We start from the raw sequence: 22428 nt of genomic DNA, 5'->3' as shown, positions 1-22428 counted from the left end.
ATGGCAGACTGGCGCGATATCCTGCTCGTGGACGGATACAACATGATCGGCGGCTGGCCGGAACTTGCGGCATTGTCGCAGACCGGCATGCAGGGGGCACGCGACCGGTTGCTCGATATGCTGGCCGATTATCAGGCGTTCTCCGGGCTGCGCGTCATTGCCGTATTCGATGCCTATCGTGTGCCGGGACTGGGGCGGTCGTTTGAACAAGGGAAGATCCAGGTCTTCTTCACCAAGGAGAAGGAAACGGCGGATGAATGCATCGAACGGCTGGTTGGGGAATTCACGCACCGCCGCAGACAGATTTCGGTAGCCACCAGTGATTTTGTGGAGCAGCATGTCGTTTTTGCCCAGGGCGCACTCCGGATTTCGGCCAGGGAACTGAGGCTTGAGATTGAGGAGAACCAGAAGCAGGTGAAGAAGGTTATCGAACCGGGAGGCGTGAACGGAACGCGTCACTCACTGGAGGACAAGCTGCCTCCGGAGACACGCAAACGGCTGGAGGACTGGCGGAGACAGTAGGGCCGGATCAGCAGTAAGTCCTTACAGGGAAATGACATAATATGTTATTGAAGATTGTTTTTGGACAAATCCGGTTGACGGTGTAAGGTAACATAATATATACTGATCCTATATTTCGAGAAGTAACGATGTGTCTTGCGTTGCAGCCGGGGGGATTCTTGGTGAGTGTCGACCTCAAGGAAATAATGCTGTCCGAGTATGATTTCATAAGTGATGAAGAAATTGTCGAGATCTTCCGTGGTGGCGACAGTGGCGCATTGGAGCATTTAATTAACAAGTACCGTAATTTCGTGCGTGCCAAGGCTCGTTCCTATTTTTTGATCGGGGCAGATCGTGAAGATATTGTGCAGGAAGGCATGATTGGCTTATACAAGGCCATCCGTGACTTCAAGGGTGACAAGCTGTCATCATTCAAGGCGTTTGCCGAGCTGTGCATCACCCGTCAGATTATAACCGCCATTAAGACGGCTACCCGTCAGAAGCATATTCCGCTTAACTCTTATGTCTCGTTAGACAAGCCCATCTATGATGAGGACTCCGACCGGACACTGATGGATGTAATATGCGGAACGCAGGTGCTTGACCCGGAAGAGCTGATTATTAACCAGGAGGAGTTCATCGGACTGGAAGATAAGATGGCCGAGATTCTGAGTGATCTGGAACGCAAGGTTCTGATGCTCTATCTGGACGGACGGTCCTATCAGGAGATTGCCGAAGATTTGAAGCGGCATGTGAAGTCCATTGACAATGCTTTGCAGCGAGTGAAACGTAAATTGGAAAGATATCTGGAAGTGCGTGACAATTAATGATATAATGACTAGGAAGGCTCGGGACTCGAGTCTTTTTTTAGTGTCTGCTAGATTTGGGTACGATGAATTTACGATAGGTGAAGCGTTGGATGATGGCAGGTTTATACACAAGCGGATTGCAGCATAATGATATGGAAGACAGCTAGTGGCGAAGGAAGAAGCAAGATCAAAGATGACATTTGGCAGAAGGCTACAGCACCCGGAATTACCCAGTGCGATGGGGGAAACTTTCGTTGACACAGACATTGATATTATGCTAAAGTGTTTTAGGTAGGCCTAAATTCGCGGCTTTTTTTTGAATCAATATCTACGTCTTCTAATTTGATGATTAGAAGTACGTCTTCGGGAGGTGCACATCATGCGGGTAATTATCACTTTGGCTTGTACAAGTTGCAAACAAAGAAACTATGCAACAACCAAAAACAAGCGAAATCACCCCGACCGCTTGGAGATGAAGAAATTTTGCAAGTTCTGTAACGAGCAAACTCCTCATCGCGAAACCAGATAGTCTTTTGGAGGTGTAGTCGGCGTGAAACGTAGTTTCAAGTCTTTGTTTTCCTTTTTCACTGAGAGCTGGAGTGAACTCAAAAAGGTTCGCTGGCCTAGCCGTAAAGAACTGAAAAACTATACATTGATCGTTCTCGGTACAATTGTAGTTATTTCTCTTTACTTCTGGGTTCTGGACATCGGTATTTCCGCTGTGATTGAAGCGATTATTTAGAGAGGTCCCAGGTGGCTTGATATGGAAAAAAGATGGTACGTTGTTCATACCTATTCCGGGTATGAGAATAAGGTCAAGGCCAATTTGGAAAAACGCGTTGAGTCCATGGGCATGGAAGACAAAATATTCCGCGTTCTTGTTCCTATGGAAGAAGAGCTGGTAAACAAGGATGGCAAGAAAAAAACTGTCATGCGCAAAGTTTACCCTGGTTACGTTTTGGTTGAAATGGTTCAGACTGATGATTCATGGTATGTTGTCCGCAATACGCCGGGCGTTACCGGATTTGTCGGTTCAACTGGTTCGGGCTCTAAGCCTACCGCTCTGCTACCCGAAGAGGTTGAACAGATTCTGAAGCATATGGGCATGGTTGAACCTAAAGCGAAGATTGATTTCGAAATTAAGGAATCCGTACGTATTATGGTCGGTCCATTTGCGAATTTTGTGGGCTCTGTGGAAGAGATTTTGGCAGAGAAAAGCAAGATCAAGGTACATGTCAACATGTTTGGACGGGAAACCCCAGTCGAGTTGGATTTCACTCAAGTGGAGAAGATATAACAAGCACAAGGGTTTCTTGTGGGAGAATGCTGCTTAGCATTCGAATACCACTATTTACGCAAGGAGGTGTCACTCATGGCTAAAAAAGTTATTAAAATGGTGAAACTGCAGATTCCTGCAGGGAAAGCGAATCCAGCGCCTCCAGTAGGTCCGGCGTTAGGTCAAGCGGGTGTCAACATCATGGCATTCTGTAAGGAATTCAACGCTCGTACTGCCGACCAGGCTGGCCTGATCATCCCGGTTGAAATTACAGTATTTGAAGACCGTTCGTTTACCTTCATCACCAAAACTCCTCCGGCTGCTGTTCTGCTTCGCATCGCTGCAAAAGTAGAAAAAGGCTCCGGTGAACCAAACAAGAAAAAAGTAGCGAAGCTGGGCCGCGCAGCGGTTCGTGAGATCGCTGAAACAAAAATGCCCGATCTGAACGCTGCATCTATCGAAGCTGCAATGCGTATGGTTGAAGGTACTGCCCGCTCTATGGGAATCACAATCGAAGACTAATATGTATTCGATGAACCGGTCATTCATGACCGCAATATGTGGGAGGAATTTCCGCTAATACCACAAAGGAGGAACATTTCATGGCTAAACATGGTAAGAAGTACCAAGAATCCGCTAAGCTGATCAATAGCGAAGCGACTTACGAGCCTTCAGAAGCTGTAGAGCTTGTGAAAAAGGCGGCAACTGCCAAATTCGACGAAACCGTTGAAGCAGCAGTTCGTCTGGGTGTAGACCCGCGTAAACAAGACCAGGCAGTTCGTGGTGTTGTTGTCCTGCCTCACGGCACAGGCAAAACGCAACGTGTGCTTGTATTTGCAAAAGGTGAAAAAGCGAAGGAAGCGGAAGCTGCTGGCGCTGATTTTGTTGGTGATGCTGATATGATCAACAAGATTCAACAGGGCTGGTTCGAATTCGACGTCTGCGTAGCTACACCTGACATGATGAGTGAAGTCGGTAAACTGGGTCGTCTGCTCGGTGGTAAAGGCCTCATGCCTAACCCTAAAGCAGGTACAGTTACTTTCGACGTTACCAAGGCTGTTCAAGAAATCAAAGCTGGTAAAATCGAATACCGTCTTGACAAAGCGGGCCAAATTCACGCGCCAATCGGCAAAGTGTCTTTCAACGCTGAACAATTGAACGAGAACCTTAAAGCTCTTATGGACGCTCTGAACCGTGCGAAACCGGCTGCTGCCAAAGGTGTATACCTTAAAAACATCGCTATTTCGTCGACAATGGGACCAAGCGCTCGTGTGAACGCGGCTGCTTTCAGATAATTAAAGGTTGACTCTTCGAGTTATCTTTGATAATCTATAACAGTTGTGAACATTAAGGTGATCAATCTTAAATGTGAATATGCTTACCGTAGACAGTAGGTGCCGTAGGGCTTAATTTCCTACCGAGGTGTTGTGATAGAAACAAAAAGTGCCAGGTTCGCCTGATTAACTTTCCGTTTTATCAAGCCTTCGTGAATCTGCGGAGGCTTTTCTAATGCCTGCGTAGGAACGGCGCAGATTCCCCGTAAGAATCGCCGTGACATAAATTTTCAGGAGGTGTATACAATTGGCAAATGCAAAAGTAATCCAAGCTAAACAGGATGCGGTTGATGTTGTTACCGGCAAACTGCAGAACAGTGTCTCCACTGTAGTTGCGGACTACCGCGGATTGAACGTATCGCAAGTAACCGAACTGCGTAAGCAGCTTCGTGAAGCTGGCGTTGAATTTCAAGTCCTGAAGAACACATTGCTTCGCCGTGCAACTGCGGCGGCTGAACTGACTGATCTGGACGCTGTCCTGACTGGTCCTACAGCAATCGCATTCAGCGAGACTGATGCGGTAATAGCAGCCAAGATTCTAAATGACTTCGCTAAGAAGAACGACGCTTTGAAACTGAAAGGCGGCGTTGTAGAAGGCAAAGTTATCGACGCTGACCAACTCAAAGCACTGGCTGAACTTCCATCCCGTGATGGTTTGCTCTCCATGCTGCTTAGCGTGCTTCAAGCTCCAATGCGCAACTTCGCGCTTGCAGTTAAAGCTGTTGCTGAGAAAGAAGAACAAAGCGCGTAAGCCTTTGCTTCTAGCTTCATAATCAATCAATACCACAAACCAATTCAAATATAATGGAGGTTCAATCATGAGCAAAGAAACAATCTTAGAAGAAATTAAAGGCATGAGCGTATTGGAACTGAACGACCTGGTTAAAGCAATCGAAGAAGAATTCGGCGTAACTGCAGCAGCTCCAGTAGCAGCTGGCGGAGCAGTAGCAGCTGTTGAAGAAGAACAATCCGAATTCGACGTAATTTTGACAAGCGCTGGCGCTTCCAAAATCAACGTTATCAAAATCGTTCGCGAAATCACAGGTCTTGGCTTGAAAGAAGCTAAAGAAGTTGTAGACAACGCTCCAAAAGCAATCAAAGAAAAAGTAAGCAAAGAAGAAGCCGAAGCTACCAAAGCAAAATTGGAAGAAGCAGGCGCAGGCGTAGAAGTAAAATAAGTTGATTCAATAGGTACTGCCCCGGTGCAGAAGTCATTCTCTCCGGTTCCTGCAACCCCCTTGAACTTGTTCAAGGGGGTTGCTCTATAAGGAAGCCTTGCAGATGTGTATAGTTAGTTCAATGTGAAAGGGAGGATTGTATGTCGCAGCATTATTACTCGCAGCAGCCGGAAGCGCGTCATGACAGACGCAGCATCGATACGGAGCTGAGAGGCAAGCGCCTCCGCTTTACAAGCGACGCCGGTGTTTTTTCCAAAGGAGATATTGATCATGGCAGCCGTGTTCTAATTGAGGCGATGGAGATTCAAGCGGATGCGCAGGTGCTGGATGTGGGCTGCGGTTACGGTCCGATAGGGATCAGTGCGGCACATCTCGCTTCCAAGGGGCATGTGACGATGATCGATATTAACAGCCGTGCGGTAGAGCTTGCCCGCGAGAATGCGCAGCATAATGGTATCCGTAATGTTACGGTGATGGAAAGTGATGTGCTCTCCGCCGTACAGGGGCAGACATTCGATGTAATTCTTACCAACCCGCCAATTCGTGCCGGCAAGGCCGTGGTGCATGAGATCTTTGAACAGGCATGTGGGCATTTGAATGAGGGCGGATGTCTGTGGGTTGTCATTCAGAAGAAGCAGGGTGCACCATCTGCGGTTGCCAAGCTGGAGAGTTTGTTTTCGGTGGTAGAAGAAGTGGGGAAAGACAAGGGCTATCGGATACTAAAAGCGCAGAAATAAATAATAATACTCATTGACATGTGTTGCTCGCAGTGGTATTATTATAAAATGTCAGTATTAAGCTAGGCTCCATGTCTTTAGTTTGCTGAAATGTCAAGTGATATATTGTCGCCCGGTAAGCGCATGCCGCACGGCAGGTTTTTGCGAATTCCGTTCTCTATGTTCCTGTCACGGCGAAGGTCGCCGGGACAATAGATAATAGCGCATGAACTGTAGCTCGGTGACGTATAATACGCACGTTTTGGGCAAATCTACTGGATAAGGAGTATTTTGGCCGTGAATAGTTGTGCTCTTTTTTCGAAAGATTTCGATAAGGGGCTTTTCTGTATTTATGGCTGAATCCTTGTGTTATGGTTCCATTATACGGGTCCAAACAAGGGTTCGCAATCAATTTTTAAGTGAGTAGACATGAGGGGTGAGTAAAGTTGGCAGGACATCTTGTTCAGTATGGTCGACGCACTCGGCGGAGCTATGCGAGAATTAACGAGGTACTCGAGGTCCCGAACCTGATCGAGATCCAACAAAAATCTTATGATTGGTTTTTGGAGGAAGGATTGCGGGAAATGTTCCAGGACATCTCGCCGATCCAGGATTTCACAGGGAATTTGGTGCTAGAGTTCATTGATTACAGCCTGGGTGAACCGAAGTACACGGTTGACGACGCTAAAGAGCGGGACGTAACATATGCAGCTCCTCTGCGTGTGAAGGTGCGTCTCATCAATAAGGAGACCGGTGAGGTTAAAGAGCAGGAAGTGTTCATGGGAGATTTCCCTCTGATGACGGAAACCGGCACTTTTATTATCAATGGTGCAGAACGGGTTATTGTCAGCCAGTTGGTTCGCTCTCCAAGCGTCTATTTCAGCACAAAAGTGGATAAGAATGGCAAAAAAACTTACACCGCCACAGTAATTCCGAATCGCGGAGCCTGGCTGGAACTGGAGACCGACGCTAAGGACATCATGTATGTTCGTATCGACCGGACTCGTAAGATCCCGGTAACAGTACTCTTGCGTGCTTTGGGCTTCGGCAGTGATGCTGAAATTCTGGAACTGCTTGGCAATGATGAATATATTCGCAACACGCTGGATAAAGACAACACGGATTCCACGGAGAAGGCGCTTATCGAAATCTACGAGCGTCTGCGTCCGGGCGAACCACCAACACTTGATAATGCCAAGAGCCTACTCGTTGCACGTTTCTTTGACCCGAAACGTTATGATTTGGCCAATGTAGGTCGTTACAAAATTAACAAAAAGCTGCATATTAAGAATCGTCTGTTCAATCAGCGTCTGGCACAGCCTTTGGTTGATGAGTCTACCGGAGAAATCCTGGCAGAATCCGGTCAAATGGTGGACCGCCGCCTGCTTGATGAGCTGATTCCTTATTTCGAGAAGAACATTGCTGCCAAAAACTACCGTGTAACAGGCGGCGTAATGGACAGTGAAGATATTCCGCTTCAGACGATTGACGTATTCTCGCCAATTGAAGAAGGCCGCATCATCAAACTGATTGCCAATGGTAACATTGATAAATCGGTTAAGCATATTACTCAGGCTGATATTATATCCTCAATCAGCTACTTTATTAATTTGTTGCATGGTATCGGCAACACGGATGATATTGACCACCTGGGGAACCGCCGTCTGCGTTCTGTAGGCGAACTTCTGCAGAATCAGTTCCGTATCGGTCTATCCCGTATGGAACGCGTAGTCCGCGAGAGAATGTCGATTCAGGATGCCAATGCGATCACACCGCAGGCGCTGATCAACATCCGTCCGGTCATCGCGTCCATCAAAGAGTTCTTCGGCAGTTCACAGCTGTCCCAGTTCATGGATCAGACGAACCCGCTTGCCGAGCTTACACACAAGCGCCGTCTGTCTGCACTCGGACCCGGTGGTCTGACACGTGAACGTGCAGGCTTTGAAGTCCGCGACGTCCATCACAGTCACTATGGCCGTATGTGTCCAATCGAGACTCCAGAAGGTCCGAATATCGGTCTGATCAACTCCTTGTCCACCTTCGCCCGCATCAATGAATACGGCTTTATCGAAGCTCCGTATCGTTGGGTAGATCCGAAGACCGGCAAGGTAACTGAACAAATCGATTATCTGACTGCCGATGAAGAAGATAACTATGTAGTTGCGCAGGCAAATGTACTGATCGATGAGGAAGGCTCCTTCAAGGAAGAACAAGTTATCGTTCGTTACAACAAGGATTCAGACAATATCACTACCATGCCAAGCAACCGTGTAGACTACATGGACGTTTCGCCAAAACAGGTTGTATCCGTCGCAACGGCGCTCATTCCGTTCCTTGAGAACGATGACTCCAACCGCGCACTGATGGGATCGAACATGCAGCGTCAGGCCGTTCCGCTTCTTATTCCGAAGGCTCCGCTTGTAGGGACAGGGATGGAACACAAGTCGGCTAAAGACTCCGGCGTATGTATTGTCTCCAAATATGACGGTATTATCGAACGCTCCTCTGCCAATGAAATCTGGCTGCGCCGTGTTGAGGCAGTTGAGGGCAAGGAAGTCAAAGGCGATATCGTTAAATATAAATTACACAAATTCATGCGTTCGAACCAGGGTACCTGTATTAATCAGCGTCCACTGGCCAAACGTGGGGATATCGTCAAAAAAGGTGACATCCTGGCAGACGGACCTTCCACAGAAATGGGCGAACTTGCGCTTGGCCGTAACGTAGTCGTTGCGTTCATGACTTGGGAAGGCTACAACTATGAGGATGCGATCCTGCTGAGTGAGAAGCTGGTTAAGGAAGATGTATACACTTCGATTCATATCGAGGAATACGAATCCGAAGCCCGTGATACGAAGCTCGGACCTGAAGAGATCACGCGTGATATTCCTAACGTCGGTGAAGAGGCGCTCCGCAATCTGGATGAGCGCGGAATTATCCGTATCGGTGCGGAAATCAATGCCGGCGATATTTTGGTAGGTAAGGTTACTCCGAAGGGTGTAACTGAGCTGACTGCTGAAGAGCGCCTGCTGCATGCGATCTTCGGTGAGAAAGCCCGTGAAGTTCGTGATACCTCCCTGCGCGTTCCGCATGGTAGTGATGGTATTGTCGTTGACGTAAAAGTATTCACCCGCGAGAACGGCGATGAGCTGCCTCCTGGCGTGAATCAACTGGTTCGTGTCTACATTGCCCAGAAGCGTAAGATTTCTGAAGGTGATAAGATGGCCGGACGTCACGGTAACAAGGGTGTCGTTGCTCGTATTCTGCCAGAAGAAGACATGCCGTTCCTTCCGGATGGCACGCCGGTACAGGTTGTCCTGAACCCGCTGGGCGTTCCTTCACGTATGAACATCGGACAGGTGCTGGAAGTCCATATCGGTATGGCTGCACTGCGTCTGGGTATTCACGTGGCTACTCCGGTATTCGACGGAGCCCGTGAGTATGACGTATTTGATGCGATGGAAGAAGCCGGTATGCAGCGTAATGGTAAGACCATATTGTATGACGGACGTACAGGTGAACGCTTCGAACGTGAGGTTACAGTCGGTGTCATGCATATGATCAAGCTGGCGCACATGGTTGATGATAAGATCCATGCCCGTTCTACAGGTCCTTACTCTCTCGTTACACAACAGCCACTGGGCGGTAAAGCTCAGTTCGGCGGACAGCGTTTCGGGGAAATGGAAGTATGGGCGCTTGAAGCTTACGGTGCGGCTTATACACTGCAAGAGATTTTGACTGTGAAGTCCGATGATGTAGTCGGTCGTGTGAAAACGTACGAATCCATTGTCAAAGGCGAAAACGTTCCAGAACCGGGTGTTCCGGAGTCATTCAAGGTATTGATCAAGGAACTGCAGTCGCTCGGTATGGATGTCAAAATCCTTAGCGGTGACGAGCAGGAGATTGAGATGAGAGAACTGGATGATGAGGACGAGACGTCAGGCGACAAGCTGAGCCTCAATTTGGAAGGCACAGAAGTCGGCATAGAGTAGTTCACCAGCAAGCCACTAATTTCATTACACAAAGGACCATGCCCTCTGTTGACTTAAGCGTCAAGAGAGGGCAGTGGTACTAAATCAGGATATAGGTTAAGGAGGGTTGCTCCTTGTTGGACGTTAACAATTTTGAATTTATGAAAATCGGGCTCGCTTCCCCGGAAAAAATTCGTTCTTGGTCCCGCGGAGAAGTAAAGAAACCGGAGACCATTAACTATCGTACTTTGAAACCGGAAAAAGAGGGTCTCTTTTGCGAACGTATTTTTGGACCGCAAAAGGACTGGGAATGTCATTGTGGTAAATACAAACGCGTCCGTTATAAAGGCGTTGTGTGCGACCGCTGCGGCGTGGAAGTTACCCGTGCTAAAGTTCGTCGTGAACGTATGGGCCACATCGAATTGGCAGCTCCGGTATCTCATATCTGGTATTTCAAAGGTATTCCAAGCCGTATGGGTCTGGCACTGGATATGTCTCCTAGATCGCTCGAAGAGATTATCTACTTTGCATCTTATGTTGTAACCGATCCGGGGGAAACTCCGCTGGAGAAGAAACAACTGCTGTCCGAGAAAGAATACCGCAGCTACCGTGAGAAATACGGCTACGGTTTCCAGGCCGGTATGGGTGCGGAAGCCGTCAAAAAGCTGCTTCAGGATATCGATATCGATAAAGAGCTGGAATTCCTCAAAGAAGAGCTGCGTACCGCTCAAGGACAGCGCCGTAACCGGGCGATCAAACGTCTGGAAGTCATTGAGGCCTTCCGCAACTCCGGCAACAAGCCTGACTGGATGATCATGGATGTACTCCCGGTTATACCGCCGGAGCTTCGTCCAATGGTTCAGCTCGATGGCGGCCGGTTTGCTACGTCTGACCTTAATGACCTGTACCGCCGTGTAATTAACCGGAACAACCGTCTGAAAAGACTGCTGGATCTCGGTGCTCCTGACATTATCGTTCAGAATGAGAAACGGATGCTTCAGGAAGCTGTAGATGCACTGATTGACAACGGCCGTCGCGGCCGTCCTGTAACGGGACCTGGTAACCGTCCACTCAAATCGCTCAGCCATATGCTGAAAGGTAAACAGGGACGTTTCCGCCAGAACTTGCTCGGTAAGCGTGTCGACTACTCCGGTCGTTCGGTTATCGTCGTAGGACCTTACCTGAAGATGTACCAATGCGGTCTTCCGAAGAAGATGGCACTGGAGCTTTTCAAACCGTTTGTAATGAAAGAACTGGTTAACAAAGGGCTTGCCCACAACATAAAGAGTGCGAAGCGTAAGGTTGAGCGCGTAAGTCCAGAAGTCTGGGATGTGCTTGAAGAAGTAATCAGAGAGCATCCGGTTCTGCTGAACCGTGCCCCTACGCTGCACAGACTGGGTATCCAGGCATTTGAACCGATTCTGGTAGAAGGCCACGCGATCCGTCTTCACCCGCTTGTATGTACGGCTTACAATGCTGACTTTGACGGTGACCAGATGGCGGTACACGTTCCTCTGTCCGCTGAAGCTCAAGCTGAAGCCCGTATCCTCATGCTGGCGTCCGGTAACATCTTGAACCCTAAGGATGGCAAGCCGGTTGTTACTCCTTCTCAGGATATGGTCCTTGGTACGTTCTATCTGACCATGGATAACAATGAAGAAAAAGGAACAGGCATGATTCTGCGTACTGTGAATGAAGCGGTCTCCGCTTATCAGCGTGGAACTGCCGGTCTGCATGCGCGTGTTGCTATTCCTGTTAAGGCTCTGGGTAAAACCTGCTTTACAGAAGCACAGCAAAATGCATTGCTGATCACTACGGTGGGTAAGATTATCTTCAATGAAATCTATCCTAGCAGCTTCCCGTATATCAACGAAGCGACCAAAACCAACCTGCTGCAGGGAACACCTGAGAAGTACTTCATCTATGAAAAGGGTGCGGATATCCGCGAACTGATCATGGCTGCTCCGGAAGCCAGCGCTGTAGGTAAAGAATATCTGGGCCTCATTATCGCCCGCTGCTTTGAGACGTATCACACTACCAAGACTTCAATAATTCTGGATAAAATTAAGCAACTCGGCTTTACGTACTCTACACGTTCCGGTGTTACGGTTGCCGTATCGGATGTTATCGTGCCTGAGGAGAAGGTCACCATTCTTAAAGAATCCGAAGCTAAGGTTGATGTAGTGGCGAACCAATACCGCCGCGGTCTGATCACCAATGATGAGCGGTATGACCGCGTTATCGAAATTTGGTCGAAGACTAAGGATGAGCTTACTAACGTGCTGCTCAAATCAATGGATCGTTTCAACTCTATCATGCTTATGGTGGATTCCAAGGCACGTGGTAACAAATCGCAGATCACTCAGCTCGGTGGTATGCGTGGTCTGATGGCAACACCTTCGGGTCGAATCTTTGAATTGCCAATCAAAGCAAACTTCCGTGAAGGCCTAACCGTACTCGAGTACTTTATCTCCACTCACGGAGCGCGTAAAGGTCTGGCCGATACAGCGCTGCGTACAGCGGATTCCGGGTATTTGACACGCCGTCTGGTTGATGTGGCGCAGGATGTTATTGTCCGCGAAGAAGATTGTGGTACCGATAAAGGCTTCACTGTCAGCCGGATTCAAGATGGTAAGGAAGTTATCGAGGATCTGTACGACCGTATTGAAGGCCGTTACTCCTTTGAGACTATTCGTCATCCGGAAACGAAGGAAATCATCGTTCACCGTAACGATCTGATTGACTCGGATAAGGCTGAGGAAATTGTGAACGCCGGCATTACCAAGCTGCAGATTCGCTCTGTACTGAGCTGCCGTGCCCGTCACGGGGTCTGCAAGAAGTGCTACGGACGTAACCTGGCAACAGGTAAGTTCGTGGAAATCGGGGAAGCTGTCGGTATTATCGCGGCACAATCCATCGGCGAACCAGGAACACAGCTTACCATGCGTACGTTCCATACCGGCGGTGTTGCCGGAGACGATATCACGCAAGGTTTGCCGCGTATCCAGGAGCTGTTTGAAGCCCGTAACCCTAAAGGTCAGGCAACAATCAGTGAGATTGACGGGGTAGTTAAGGAAATCCGTGAAACCAAGGACCGCCGTGAAATTGAAGTCCAGGGTGAAGCAGAGTCCAAGACGTATTCCATCACTTACGGCTCCCGTCTGCGTGTCAGCGAAGGCCAGGAGATTGAGGCCGGCGATGAATTGACAGACGGTTCCATTGACCCTAAAGAAATGCTGCGTATCAAAGGGATTCGCGGGGTACAGAACTACATTCTGCAAGAAGTACAGCGTGTATACCGTAACCAGGGCGTTGAAATTAATGATAAGCACATTGAAGTTATGATTAAGCAGATGCTGCGCAAAATCCGCATTATCGATGCCGGAGATACCAGTCTCCTGCCGGGTGCATTTGCTGATATTCATGAATATGAAGCAGCCAACAAGGAAGCCATTCTTGCCGGTAATGAACCTGCAGTCGCCAAGCCGGTACTGCTCGGGATTACCAAGGCTTCCCTGGAAACGGACTCCTTCCTGTCTGCGGCTTCCTTCCAGGAAACTACCCGCGTCTTAACGGATGCTGCTATTAAGGGTAAAGTGGATAAGCTCCTGGGTCTGAAAGAGAATGTTATCATCGGTAAGCTGATTCCTGCTGGTACTGGCATGAATCGTTATCGCAATGTGAAGCTCAGTGACCCAAATGCAAAAAGCAGTGAAGAAGCTTTAGAGCCGGTTCCGGCTGAATAATTAAATACTCATGGCAGGCGGTATCCGCGTCACGCAGAATTTTGCGTGATGCGGTGTCTGCTGTGATTATTAATAAATTTATTGTCGTTATTCTTGACATCATGTACTGTGGATGCTAAAATGTCTAAGGTGCGTGAGTAGTCTTGTCATTCTTATTCAGTGGAGGTAATGGTTTTCATGACTGATGATAGAGGGTTACAGGATGCTCAGGTCAAGATCGGTTCCAAGCAAACCGTCAAGGCGGTGGAGTTGGGCCAAGCCGCAGAAGTCTATGTGGCAGAGGACGGAGATCAACGGCTTACTTCCAGAATTGTAATGCTTTGCAACAAACAAGGTGTGAAGGTCACGTATGTGGACACGATGCTGAATTTGGGCAAGGCCTGCGGTATAGAAGTTGGTGCTGCGATGGCAGCCGTCTTAAAACAATAGCAGCAAGAGAACGTTTTTGTACCGGGGTACACTTCGGCAGCAAGGACTTTTCATTTGTCTTTTTATGAACCACCTGGGTCTGTGGACTTAGTGTTTGTAAATTGACTATCATTTCAGGAAGGGGGTGGCACAACATGCCAACTATTAATCAACTGGTTCGTAAAGGCCGTCAAGCCAAAATCGAAAAATCCAAATCTCCCGCTCTTCAAAAAGGGTACAACGCCCTCAAGCGTGAGGCTACAAATTTGAGCGCTCCGCAGAAACGCGGTGTGTGCACTCGTGTAGGCACAATGACTCCACGTAAACCAAACTCAGCACTTCGTAAGTATGCCCGTGTTCGTCTGACGAACCGTCTTGAGGTGACTGCTTACATTCCGGGTATCGGACACAACCTTCAAGAGCACAGTGTAGTATTGCTGCGCGGAGGTAAAGTTAAGGACCTTGCAGGAGTTCGTTATCACATCGTTCGTGGTGCACTGGATACTGCAGGTGTTGCTAACCGGATGCAGGCTCGCTCCAAGTATGGTGCGAAACGTCCTAAAGCAAAGAAATAAGATGAACATATTTGAATAATAACCATTTAAGAAAGGGGGATATCCATGCCACGCAAAGGTCCAGTTACTAAGAGAGATGTATTGCCAGATCCATTGTATAATAGCAAGTTGGTTACTCGTTTGATCAACCGTATTATGCTGGGTGGTAAAAGAGGTGTCGCTCAAAGCATTTTGTACAATTCGTTCAAGTTGATTCAGGAACGTACAGGTAAAGAGCCGATGGAAGTTTTTGAAGCAGCCATCAAGAATATCATGCCTGTACTGGAAGTTAAAGCTCGTCGTGTCGGCGGTGCTAACTACCAAGTACCTATCGAGGTTAAACCTGAAAGACGTACTGCTTTGGGATTACGTTGGCTTGTAAACTACTCACGCAACCGCGGTGAGAAGACTATGGAAGAGCGTTTGGCGGCTGAGATTATTGATGCTTCCAACAACACAGGCGCTTCTGTTAAGAAACGTGAAGATACACACAAAATGGCTGAAGCGAACAAAGCGTTTGCTCACTACCGTTGGTAGGATTGCAGTCGTTAAAATAACTTCTATTTTGAAAGGAGATCCATTTCATGGCAAGAGAGTTCTCCTTAAAAAATACACGTAATATCGGGATCATGGCACATATTGATGCTGGTAAGACTACTACCACAGAGCGGATTCTTTTCTATTCAGGCCGTACGCACAAAATCGGTGAAGTTCACGAGGGTGCTGCTACAATGGACTGGATGGAGCAAGAACAGGAGCGCGGAATTACTATTACTTCCGCTGCTACCACCGCTGCTTGGAAGGGTAACCGCGTTAATATCATTGATACCCCAGGACACGTTGACTTCACCGTTGAAGTTGAACGTTCCTTGCGTGTATTGGATGGAGCAGTAGGCGTATTTAGCGCCAAAGAGGGCGTTGAACCTCAGTCCGAGACTGTTTGGAGACAAGCTGACCGTTATAGTGTTCCGCGGATCGCCTATGTCAACAAAATGGATATTATCGGTGCTGATTTCCTTAATGTAATTGATTCTATGCGTGATCGTTTGATGGCGAATGCAGTTGCTATTCAATTGCCGATCGGCGCAGAAAATGACTTCATTGGTATTATTGACCTGATCGAGCAAAAAGCTCATATGTTCAAGGACGATATGGGTCAAAACATTGAAGTTACAGATATTCCTGCAGAATATCTTCCAAAGGTTGAGGAGCTTCGTCTTGAGTTAGTCGAGAAAGTTGCTGAACTTGACGAAGAGCTTACTATGAAGTACCTTGAAGGCGAAGAAATTACAGTTGCAGAAATCAAAGCTGCATTGCGCAAAGGCGTATGTGAAGTTAAGATTTTCCCTGTAATTGTCGGGTCCTCTTACCGTAACAAAGGGGTTCAACTTATGTTGGACGCTGTTGTTGATTACTTGCCATCCCCTCTTGATGTTCCAGCTATTATTGGTCATCATGATGATGGAACTGAAGGGGTTCGCCATTCTTCGGATGAAGAGCCTTTCTCAGCTTTGGCATTTAAAATCATGACAGACCCTTATGTGGGCAAGCTTACGTTCTTCCGTGTTTACTCTGGTGTTCTGGAGTCCGGATCATACGTAGTCAATGCTACTAAGAACAAACGTGAGCGTATCGGCCGTATTCTACAAATGCATGCGAACAGCCGCCAAGAGATTTCCATCGTGTACTCTGGTGACATCGCTGCTGCAGTAGGATTGAAAGATACAAGCACGGGCGATACTCTGTGTGATGAGAAGAATCCAATTATCTTGGAATCCATGAACTTCCCTGATCCGGTTATCGAAATCGCTGTTGAACCAAAAACCAAAGCCGACCAAGATAAATTGGGCGTTGCTCTCGGTAAGCTGACCGAAGAAGATCCAACTCTTCGTGCTCATACTGATGAAGAAACTGGCCAAACTATCCTGGCAGGTATGGGCGAACTTCACTTGGATATCATCATTGATCGTATGCGCCGTGAATTCCACGTTGAAACTAACGTTGGTAAACCACAGGTTGCTTATCGTGAAACATTCAATGCGCCTGCTCGCGTCGAAGGTAAATTCGTTCGTCAATCCGGCGGACGCGGTCAATATGGTCACGTATGGGTTGAATTCGAACCTCTCGAGGCTGGTACTGGCAACCAATTCGAAAGTAAAGTAGTCGGCGGTTCTGTACCTAGAGAATATGTCGCTCCTGCACTTGCAGGTATTGAAGAAGCTATGAAAAATGGTGTTATCGCAGGCTTCCCGCTTGTTGATGTTAAAGCCACTATCGTAGATGGTTCTTATCATGATGTTGACTCCAATGAAATGGCGTTTAAAGTTGCCGGATCATTGGCGCTTAAGGCTGCAAAAGACAAGTGTAAACCTGTCCTGCTTGAGCCAATCATGAAAGTTGAAGTAACTGTTCCTGAGGAGTATATGGGCGATGTTATGGGGATGCTTAGTTCCCGTCGCGGTAAGATCGAAGGTATGGACTCCCGTGGTGGAGCTCAGATTATCCGGTCTAAGGTGCCTCTCTCCGAAATGTTCGGTTACTCTACAACACTTCGTTCCGGTACTCAAGGACGCGGCGTATTCTCGATGGAGCTTTCTCACTATGAAGAAGTTCCAAGAAGTATTGCAGAAGAAATCGCAGCCAAGAACAAAGGCGGAGAATAATTTAGAGTTTTTAACTTGCCGTCCGGGTATATCTCATAAGTCATCTTAGAATTGCATGTAGACGGACGGCTCAACTATATGGACCCCACAATAAGGAGGAACTGTTCAAAATGGCAAAGGCAAAGTTTGAACGTAACAAACCACACGTTAACATTGGTACTATTGGTCACGTCGATCATGGTAAAACAACTCTGACTGCTGCAATCACTACTGTATTGTCCAAAAAATACGGTGGCGCTGCTGTAGCATTCGACCAAATCGATAAGGCTCCTGAAGAACGCGAACGTGGTATCACTATCTCCACTGCTCACGTTGAATATGAAACTCCTAACCGTCACTACGCTCACGTAGACTGCCCTGGACACGCCGACTATGTTAAAAACATGATCACTGGCGCAGCGCAAATGGACGGAGCTATCCTGGTTGTATCCGCAGCTGACGGCCCTATGCCACAGACTCGTGAACACATCCTGCTGTCCCGTCAAGTAGGCGTTCCTTACATCGTTGTATTCCTGAACAAATGCGACATGGTTGAGGACGAAGAGTTGCTTGAATTGGTTGAAATGGAAGTTCGCGATCTGCTTAGCGAATACGACTTCCCAGGCGATGATACTCCAATCATCCGTGGATCTGCTCGTGAAGCTCTTCAGAACCCTGATGGCGAATATGCACAGAAGATCGTTGAAATGTTCGAAACGATCGACACATATATCCCGCTTCCAGAACGTCAGACTGACAAGCCTTTCTTGATGCCTGTCGAAGATGTATTCTCCATCACTGGCCGCGGTACTGTGGCAACTGGTCGCGTAGAACGCGGAACAGTTAAAGTCGGAGAAGAAATCGAAATCGTTGGTATTCACGAAGAAACTAAGAAGTCTGTAGTTACTGGCGTGGAAATGTTCCGTAAATTGCTTGATTCCGCTCAAGCTGGCGACAACATCGGCGCATTGCTGCGTGGTGTTGACCGTAACATGATCGAGCGTGGCCAAGTATTGGCTAAGCCGAACTCCGTTAAGCCACACACTGAGTTCACTGCTCAGATCTACGTTCTGACTAAAGAAGAAGGCGGACGTCACAAACCATTCTTCACTGGTTACCGTCCACAGTTCTACTTCCGTACAACTGACGTAACTGGCATCATCAACCTGCCAGAAGGTACTGAAATGGTTATGCCTGGTGACAACATCACTGTAACTGTTTCCCTGATCTCCCCAATCGCTATTGAAGAAGGTACTAAATTCTCCATTCGCGAAGGCGGACGTACAGTTGGTGCCGGTTCCGTAGCTTCTATCCAGAAATAATTCGGGCTCTATCCGTTAGGATAGGCCAGGATATAAGTCAGGCCCCCTTCATTGAAGGGGGCCTGTTTTGTTTTTAAACCATGGTCGAGGAATTAGATTTCCTTCGCGTATTCCGGGCTTGGCAGCTTGGATAGAACAACATGCAGGCTGGACGGGGATGAACTAGTATTCGTATAAGCGAATGACTCGTCACCGGCGATGTAGATGGTCTCCCCTTGGACAAAGGAGAACTCTTCCTCATTAACATGAATGGCACCGTCACCATGTAAGGCGAGGATGTAGACATCTGCTCCGGGGTGCTTGTGGACGGGCAGCTTCTGCCCAGGCATGAAATTAAGCACGAACACAACGCTATCCCCTTTTTGAAAAATGATCTTTTTGGTAAAGCGCTCCTCTTGATACTGTACTGCCTCAGATATATTTTTCTTTTCCATTATAAATCCCTGCTTTCATTAAATTAGTATTGTTTAAAGCTTAACTTCATACTCGCAATGCTCATGACCGGTGACATTACATTTGATCTCTTTCACGGAAACCTTGCGGCCGAGAATTCGGCACAGCGCACCTTCAATGATAGCTCCCTCTAAATCACAGACCATTCTTTCATCCTCAAGGGAAGGTAATCCTTTACAGAAGCAATCGTCAACAGCAATATTAATCCTGCGCTCATCGGAATGAACAATTCGGGGAATCCCGATTTTGAGCTCCTCAAAGATCTGCAGTAGCTCTTCAACGGAATGGACAGGCAAGCTCTCGCCGATCTTTCTGCCAATGGTAACAGTAGTTCCCTTTCCGCCTAACGGTAATCCCTGATTCATTCCAATTAGACGAATGGTCCGAAATAATTCAAGGGGTACCATATTACCCAGAGTTGTTCTATTCATCTGTCGCATATCCTCAAAAGTGTATTGCTGCAAGCACATCAACTCCTTTTCTCTCTATAAACCTATTGTATAGACAGCCTGCACGTTAATCCTTGATATAGATCAAGTTTCATGAAAATCTGTGCGTTCGGTCACCTGGGAGTGCTTCAATCATTGATATGTTGGAATAAGCGACAGTAAAGGAGGAAGGCTGATGGAATGTAATACGTGCAGCTCTCATGCTTGTGTGCGTCAGGTTCCGGTATTCAGGGGCTTGTCTGATGAGGAACTGGTTATCATAGAATCAATTACAGAATCACATTCCTATAAAAAGGGTAGCCAGGTCTGTAGAGAGGGGGAGCCGTCTGAAGCCTTGTTTGTGGTGAATAGCGGTCTTATCAAATTGACGAAGAACAGCAAAGAAGGCAAGCAGCATATTGTCCGCTTTCTTTTTCCAGGGGATTACTTCGGACAGTTTGCCCTGCTGCATAATAAAAATAATGATGTAACAGCGGAGATTATTGAGAGTGGAGTGGTCTGTCGGATGCACCGTAAGGATTTCATTCCTCTACTGGAGCAGAATGCGGGCCTGGCGTTCAGCTTTCTGATGTCTGTTAGTGAGCAGCTGCATCTGGCTGAAGAAACTGCAGGTGCACTGCATATGTTAGAGGTGGAAAAACGGTTAGCCCGACTTCTGGTCTACCTGTACACGCGGAATCTACCGGAACCGGTTATGCTTAAGCAGGCTTTGATACATTCCGTAGATTTGCCATCGGCGCAAAAAGAGGTGGCCGCGATGATTGGTACAACCGCTGAGACCCTAAGCCGTAAGCTGAACAAGCTCGAAGCGCTGAAGATCATCGCTATGCATAAAAGAACAGTGAATATTCTGGAGATGGAGGCACTAATTCAGCTCGCAGAAATCAACAATTAACAATTTGAAGAGAGAATTAAGAGTTTTTTGAATTTTTTTTCTAGAAAAAGTGATTTGTTATGCAAAGGCTCTTGCAATATAGCCGCCTATTAGATATAATAATAAATGTTGTTCTGAGACGTTGCGATGATGTGAGAGGTTACTGACACACCCGGCCCCTTTGCCATGGAGTCGACGTCGGAAAATTTTCACGGAGTATGTCCGATAATAAATTGGGCGATAGAAGGAGGGACTAAAATGGCAAAGCAAAAAATTCGTATTCGCTTGAAAGCATACGACCACAGAATTCTTGATCAATCCGCAGAGAAAATCGTTGAAACAGCAAAACGTTCGGGTGCTAGCGTATCCGGGCCGATTCCGCTGCCAACTGAGAAGCAAATCATTACCATTCTCCGTGCGGTACACAAGTACAAGGATTCCCGTGAACAGTTTGAGCAACGGACTCACAAACGTTTGATCGATATTGTGAACCCAACACCACAAACTGTGGATGCCTTGATGCGCTTGGATCTACCGTCCGGTGTAGATATCGAAATCAAATTGTAATTCAATTCATTAAGTAACCAGGAAAAGAAAAGAGGTGTCAACATTGAAAGGTATCTTAGGAAAAAAACTCGGTATGACTCAAGTGTTTACTCCAGAAGGTAACGTAATCGCGGTTTCTGTTATCGAAGCTGGTCCTTGTGTGGTACTGCAAAAGAAAGACCTGAATATCGACGGATATGAAGCAGTGCAGTTGGGTTTTTCCGATAAAAAGGAAAGTCGCTCCAACAAGCCTGAACAGGGTCACGCCAAAAAGGCAAATGCAACACCTAAGCGCTACGTTCGCGAAATTCGCGGTGTTGACCTCGGGTCACTCGAGGTTGGACAAGAGCTTAAGGCTGACATTTTCGCTGAAGGCGAGTTTGTTGACGTAACAGGTACTTCGAAGGGTAAAGGCTTCCAGGGTAACATCAAACGCTGGGGACAAAGCCGCGGACCAATGGCACACGGATCGCGTTACCACAGAAGACCGGGCTCGATGGGTTCCATTCAGGCTAACCGTGTTCCTAAGGGCAAACGCCTGCCAGGACATATGGGTCACACGACCATAACGGTTCAAAAGCTTGAAATTATCCGAGTTGACGTAGAACGTAATGTACTGCTGGTTAAAGGCGCTATTCCGGGCCCGAAAAATAGCTTCGTGAAAGTTAAACAAACCGTTAAGAAATAATTACTGAAGAAAGGAGGAACATGAAATGCCAAAAGTAACACTTTTCAATACTAGTGGTAACGAAGTTGGCGAAGTTGAACTGAGTGATTCAGTTTTCGGTATCGAACCGAATGTACATGTGCTGCATGAAGCTGCACTTATGCAAAGAGCTTCCCTTCGTCGCGGTACACACAAAGTAAAAGGACGCTCTGAAGTGCGTGGCGGCGGACGTAAGCCTTGGAAGCAAAAAGGTACAGGTCGTGCTCGTCAAGGCTCCATTCGTTCTCCACAATGGAAAGGCGGCGGCGTAGTCTTCGGACCCACACCACGCAGCTATTCCTGGAAATTGCCTAAGAAGGTTCGCCGGTTGGCCATCAAATCCGCGTTGTCCTCAAAAGTACTTGAGAATGACATCATCGTATTGGATAGCCTGACTTTGAATGCTCCGAAGACGAAAGAATTCGCAGCTATTCTGAACAACCTTAAAGTGGGCGGCAAAGCCCTGATCGTAGCTCCTAGCTATGATGACAATGTAGCACTTTCCGCACGTAACATCCCTGGGGTGAAATTCGTAGCGGCTGACGGCATCAATGTTCTTGACGTACTGACGTACGACAAACTGATTATCACTAAAGAAGCAGTTCTGAAGGTAGAGGAGGTGTTCGCGTAATGAAAGATCCTCGTGATATAATTAAGCGTCCAGTGATTACGGAACGCACATCCGAATACATGAGCGAACTGAAGTACGCTTTTGAAGTGGATATCCGTGCTAACAAGACCGAAATCAAAAAAGCTGTCGAGGCTATTTTTAAAGTTAAAGTCGTTAGTGTGAATACAATGCGCGTGCCTGGTAAACTGAAGCGTTATGGCAAATATTCCGGTTATACTCCGGAGTGGAAAAAAGCCATCGTTAGACTTACCCCGGACAGCAAGCCGCTTGAATTCTTTGAAGCGGTAGAATAATACTCTTAAAGTAAGGAGG

General features: G+C 47.4%; 24 protein-coding genes and 1 other annotated feature. Of the genes, 22 read left to right on the top strand and 2 right to left on the bottom strand.

Annotated features, from left to right (window positions below; translation table 11 throughout):
* The 17 genes from NST43_RS27850 to tuf all read left to right on the top strand — a co-directional run bounded on the left by NST43_RS27850 (position 1) and on the right by tuf (position 18457).
* A complete protein-coding gene (locus NST43_RS27850) occupies positions 1-522 on the top strand; it encodes an NYN domain-containing protein (RefSeq protein ID WP_209994313.1) in 522 nt (173 codons plus the stop codon).
* 161 nt (positions 523-683) lie between these two features.
* Complete coding sequence (sigH, locus tag NST43_RS27845; RefSeq protein WP_019908203.1) at positions 684-1328, top strand: RNA polymerase sporulation sigma factor SigH; 645 nt, start codon at positions 684-686, stop codon at positions 1326-1328.
* Between the two features lie 361 nt (positions 1329-1689).
* On the top strand, positions 1690-1839 hold the full coding sequence (gene rpmG / locus NST43_RS27840) for a 50S ribosomal protein L33 (protein WP_074086515.1): 150 nt from the start codon (positions 1690-1692) through the stop codon (positions 1837-1839).
* Positions 1840-1860: 21 nt separating this feature from the next.
* Entirely contained in the window at positions 1861-2052 is a 192-nt protein-coding gene (secE, locus tag NST43_RS27835) for a preprotein translocase subunit SecE (protein WP_036692354.1), read from the top strand.
* A gap of 21 nt (positions 2053-2073) precedes the next feature.
* Complete coding sequence (gene nusG / locus NST43_RS27830) at positions 2074-2607, top strand: transcription termination/antitermination protein NusG (protein WP_209994314.1); 534 nt, start codon at positions 2074-2076, stop codon at positions 2605-2607.
* A 75-nt stretch (positions 2608-2682) separates the two neighbouring features.
* A complete protein-coding gene (gene rplK / locus NST43_RS27825) occupies positions 2683-3108 on the top strand; it encodes a 50S ribosomal protein L11 (RefSeq protein ID WP_020427083.1) in 426 nt (141 codons plus the stop codon).
* 80 nt (positions 3109-3188) lie between these two features.
* Complete coding sequence (gene rplA / locus NST43_RS27820) at positions 3189-3881, top strand: 50S ribosomal protein L1 (RefSeq protein WP_209994315.1); 693 nt, start codon at positions 3189-3191, stop codon at positions 3879-3881.
* 68 nt (positions 3882-3949) lie between these two features.
* Positions 3950-4103: a sequence feature (ribosomal protein L10 leader region), on the top strand.
* A 64-nt stretch (positions 4104-4167) separates the two neighbouring features.
* Entirely contained in the window at positions 4168-4671 is a 504-nt protein-coding gene (gene rplJ, locus NST43_RS27815; RefSeq protein WP_209994316.1) for a 50S ribosomal protein L10, read from the top strand.
* Between the two features lie 67 nt (positions 4672-4738).
* Entirely contained in the window at positions 4739-5098 is a 360-nt protein-coding gene (gene rplL / locus NST43_RS27810) for a 50S ribosomal protein L7/L12 (protein WP_209994317.1), read from the top strand.
* 140 nt (positions 5099-5238) lie between these two features.
* A complete protein-coding gene (locus tag NST43_RS27805; RefSeq protein ID WP_339220570.1) occupies positions 5239-5835 on the top strand; it encodes a class I SAM-dependent methyltransferase in 597 nt (198 codons plus the stop codon).
* 425 nt (positions 5836-6260) lie between these two features.
* On the top strand, positions 6261-9806 hold the full coding sequence (rpoB, locus tag NST43_RS27800) for a DNA-directed RNA polymerase subunit beta (RefSeq protein WP_209994319.1): 3546 nt from the start codon (positions 6261-6263) through the stop codon (positions 9804-9806).
* A 113-nt stretch (positions 9807-9919) separates the two neighbouring features.
* The gene (gene rpoC, locus NST43_RS27795; RefSeq protein ID WP_209994320.1) at positions 9920-13531 is read left to right on the top strand and encodes a DNA-directed RNA polymerase subunit beta'; all 3612 of its coding nucleotides are present in this window, start codon (positions 9920-9922) and stop codon (positions 13529-13531) included.
* A 177-nt stretch (positions 13532-13708) separates the two neighbouring features.
* Positions 13709-13960 carry a ribosomal L7Ae/L30e/S12e/Gadd45 family protein gene (locus tag NST43_RS27790; RefSeq protein ID WP_036692367.1) on the top strand — a complete coding sequence of 84 codons (252 nt, stop codon included), beginning with the start codon at positions 13709-13711 and terminating at the stop codon, positions 13958-13960.
* A 134-nt stretch (positions 13961-14094) separates the two neighbouring features.
* Complete coding sequence (gene rpsL, locus NST43_RS27785) at positions 14095-14514, top strand: 30S ribosomal protein S12 (RefSeq protein ID WP_036680518.1); 420 nt, start codon at positions 14095-14097, stop codon at positions 14512-14514.
* Between the two features lie 45 nt (positions 14515-14559).
* Complete coding sequence (rpsG, locus tag NST43_RS27780; protein ID WP_020427074.1) at positions 14560-15030, top strand: 30S ribosomal protein S7; 471 nt, start codon at positions 14560-14562, stop codon at positions 15028-15030.
* A gap of 47 nt (positions 15031-15077) precedes the next feature.
* Positions 15078-17156 carry an elongation factor G gene (gene fusA, locus NST43_RS27775; RefSeq protein ID WP_209994321.1) on the top strand — a complete coding sequence of 693 codons (2079 nt, stop codon included), beginning with the start codon at positions 15078-15080 and terminating at the stop codon, positions 17154-17156.
* A 110-nt stretch (positions 17157-17266) separates the two neighbouring features.
* A complete protein-coding gene (tuf, locus tag NST43_RS27770; protein WP_209994322.1) occupies positions 17267-18457 on the top strand; it encodes an elongation factor Tu in 1191 nt (396 codons plus the stop codon).
* A 92-nt stretch (positions 18458-18549) separates the two neighbouring features.
* On the opposite strand, the gene NST43_RS27765 is transcribed toward tuf, so the two are convergent.
* On the bottom strand, positions 18550-18891 hold the full coding sequence (locus NST43_RS27765) for a cupin domain-containing protein (protein WP_209994323.1): 342 nt from the start codon (positions 18889-18891) through the stop codon (positions 18550-18552).
* A gap of 33 nt (positions 18892-18924) precedes the next feature.
* Positions 18925-19341 (bottom strand): V4R domain-containing protein, encoded by a 417-nt coding sequence (locus NST43_RS27760; RefSeq protein ID WP_339220567.1) that lies wholly within the window; start codon positions 19339-19341, stop codon positions 18925-18927.
* Positions 19342-19534: 193 nt separating this feature from the next.
* Between NST43_RS27760 and NST43_RS27755 the strand changes: the two genes are divergently transcribed.
* The 5 genes from NST43_RS27755 to rplW all read left to right on the top strand — a co-directional run bounded on the left by NST43_RS27755 (position 19535) and on the right by rplW (position 22409).
* Positions 19535-20254 carry a Crp/Fnr family transcriptional regulator gene (locus NST43_RS27755; RefSeq protein WP_339220565.1) on the top strand — a complete coding sequence of 240 codons (720 nt, stop codon included), beginning with the start codon at positions 19535-19537 and terminating at the stop codon, positions 20252-20254.
* Between the two features lie 237 nt (positions 20255-20491).
* A complete protein-coding gene (rpsJ, locus tag NST43_RS27750) occupies positions 20492-20800 on the top strand; it encodes a 30S ribosomal protein S10 (protein ID WP_036652923.1) in 309 nt (102 codons plus the stop codon).
* A gap of 43 nt (positions 20801-20843) precedes the next feature.
* Positions 20844-21467 (top strand): 50S ribosomal protein L3, encoded by a 624-nt coding sequence (gene rplC, locus NST43_RS27745; RefSeq protein WP_036692386.1) that lies wholly within the window; start codon positions 20844-20846, stop codon positions 21465-21467.
* 25 nt (positions 21468-21492) lie between these two features.
* A complete protein-coding gene (rplD, locus tag NST43_RS27740) occupies positions 21493-22116 on the top strand; it encodes a 50S ribosomal protein L4 (RefSeq protein WP_209994325.1) in 624 nt (207 codons plus the stop codon).
* Positions 22116-22409 (top strand): 50S ribosomal protein L23, encoded by a 294-nt coding sequence (gene rplW / locus NST43_RS27735; RefSeq protein ID WP_209994326.1) that lies wholly within the window; start codon positions 22116-22118, stop codon positions 22407-22409. Before rplD ends, rplW begins: the two co-directional genes overlap by 1 nt.
* Positions 22410-22428: the final 19 nt, after the last annotated feature.

Source organism: Paenibacillus sp. FSL H8-0332, assembly GCF_037963835.1.
GTDB lineage: Bacteria > Bacillota > Bacilli > Paenibacillales > Paenibacillaceae > Paenibacillus_AQ > Paenibacillus_AQ rhizoplanae.
This window is presented reverse-complemented; position numbering and strand designations above follow the sequence as displayed.

Bases quoted from the DNA above. Each gene is read 5' to 3' on its own strand.
- NST43_RS27850 (WP_209994313.1), top strand. From the start codon at position 1: ATGGCAGACTGGCGCGATATCCTGCTCGTGGACGGATACAACATGATC.
- rpmG (WP_074086515.1), top strand. From the start codon at position 1,690: ATGCGGGTAATTATCACTTTGGCTTGTACAAGTTGCAAACAAAGAAAC.
- nusG (WP_209994314.1), top strand. From the start codon at position 2,074: ATGGAAAAAAGATGGTACGTTGTTCATACCTATTCCGGGTATGAGAAT.
- rplK (WP_020427083.1), top strand. From the start codon at position 2,683: ATGGCTAAAAAAGTTATTAAAATGGTGAAACTGCAGATTCCTGCAGGG.
- rplA (WP_209994315.1), top strand. From the start codon at position 3,189: ATGGCTAAACATGGTAAGAAGTACCAAGAATCCGCTAAGCTGATCAAT.
- rplL (WP_209994317.1), top strand. From the start codon at position 4,739: ATGAGCAAAGAAACAATCTTAGAAGAAATTAAAGGCATGAGCGTATTG.
- NST43_RS27805 (WP_339220570.1), top strand. From the start codon at position 5,239: ATGTCGCAGCATTATTACTCGCAGCAGCCGGAAGCGCGTCATGACAGA.
- NST43_RS27790 (WP_036692367.1), top strand. From the start codon at position 13,709: ATGACTGATGATAGAGGGTTACAGGATGCTCAGGTCAAGATCGGTTCC.
- rpsL (WP_036680518.1), top strand. From the start codon at position 14,095: ATGCCAACTATTAATCAACTGGTTCGTAAAGGCCGTCAAGCCAAAATC.
- rpsG (WP_020427074.1), top strand. From the start codon at position 14,560: ATGCCACGCAAAGGTCCAGTTACTAAGAGAGATGTATTGCCAGATCCA.
- fusA (WP_209994321.1), top strand. From the start codon at position 15,078: ATGGCAAGAGAGTTCTCCTTAAAAAATACACGTAATATCGGGATCATG.
- tuf (WP_209994322.1), top strand. From the start codon at position 17,267: ATGGCAAAGGCAAAGTTTGAACGTAACAAACCACACGTTAACATTGGT.
- NST43_RS27765 (WP_209994323.1), bottom strand. From the start codon at position 18,891: ATGGAAAAGAAAAATATATCTGAGGCAGTACAGTATCAAGAGGAGCGC.
- NST43_RS27760 (WP_339220567.1), bottom strand. From the start codon at position 19,341: ATGAATAGAACAACTCTGGGTAATATGGTACCCCTTGAATTATTTCGG.
- NST43_RS27755 (WP_339220565.1), top strand. From the start codon at position 19,535: ATGGAATGTAATACGTGCAGCTCTCATGCTTGTGTGCGTCAGGTTCCG.
- rpsJ (WP_036652923.1), top strand. From the start codon at position 20,492: ATGGCAAAGCAAAAAATTCGTATTCGCTTGAAAGCATACGACCACAGA.
- rplD (WP_209994325.1), top strand. From the start codon at position 21,493: ATGCCAAAAGTAACACTTTTCAATACTAGTGGTAACGAAGTTGGCGAA.
- rplW (WP_209994326.1), top strand. From the start codon at position 22,116: ATGAAAGATCCTCGTGATATAATTAAGCGTCCAGTGATTACGGAACGC.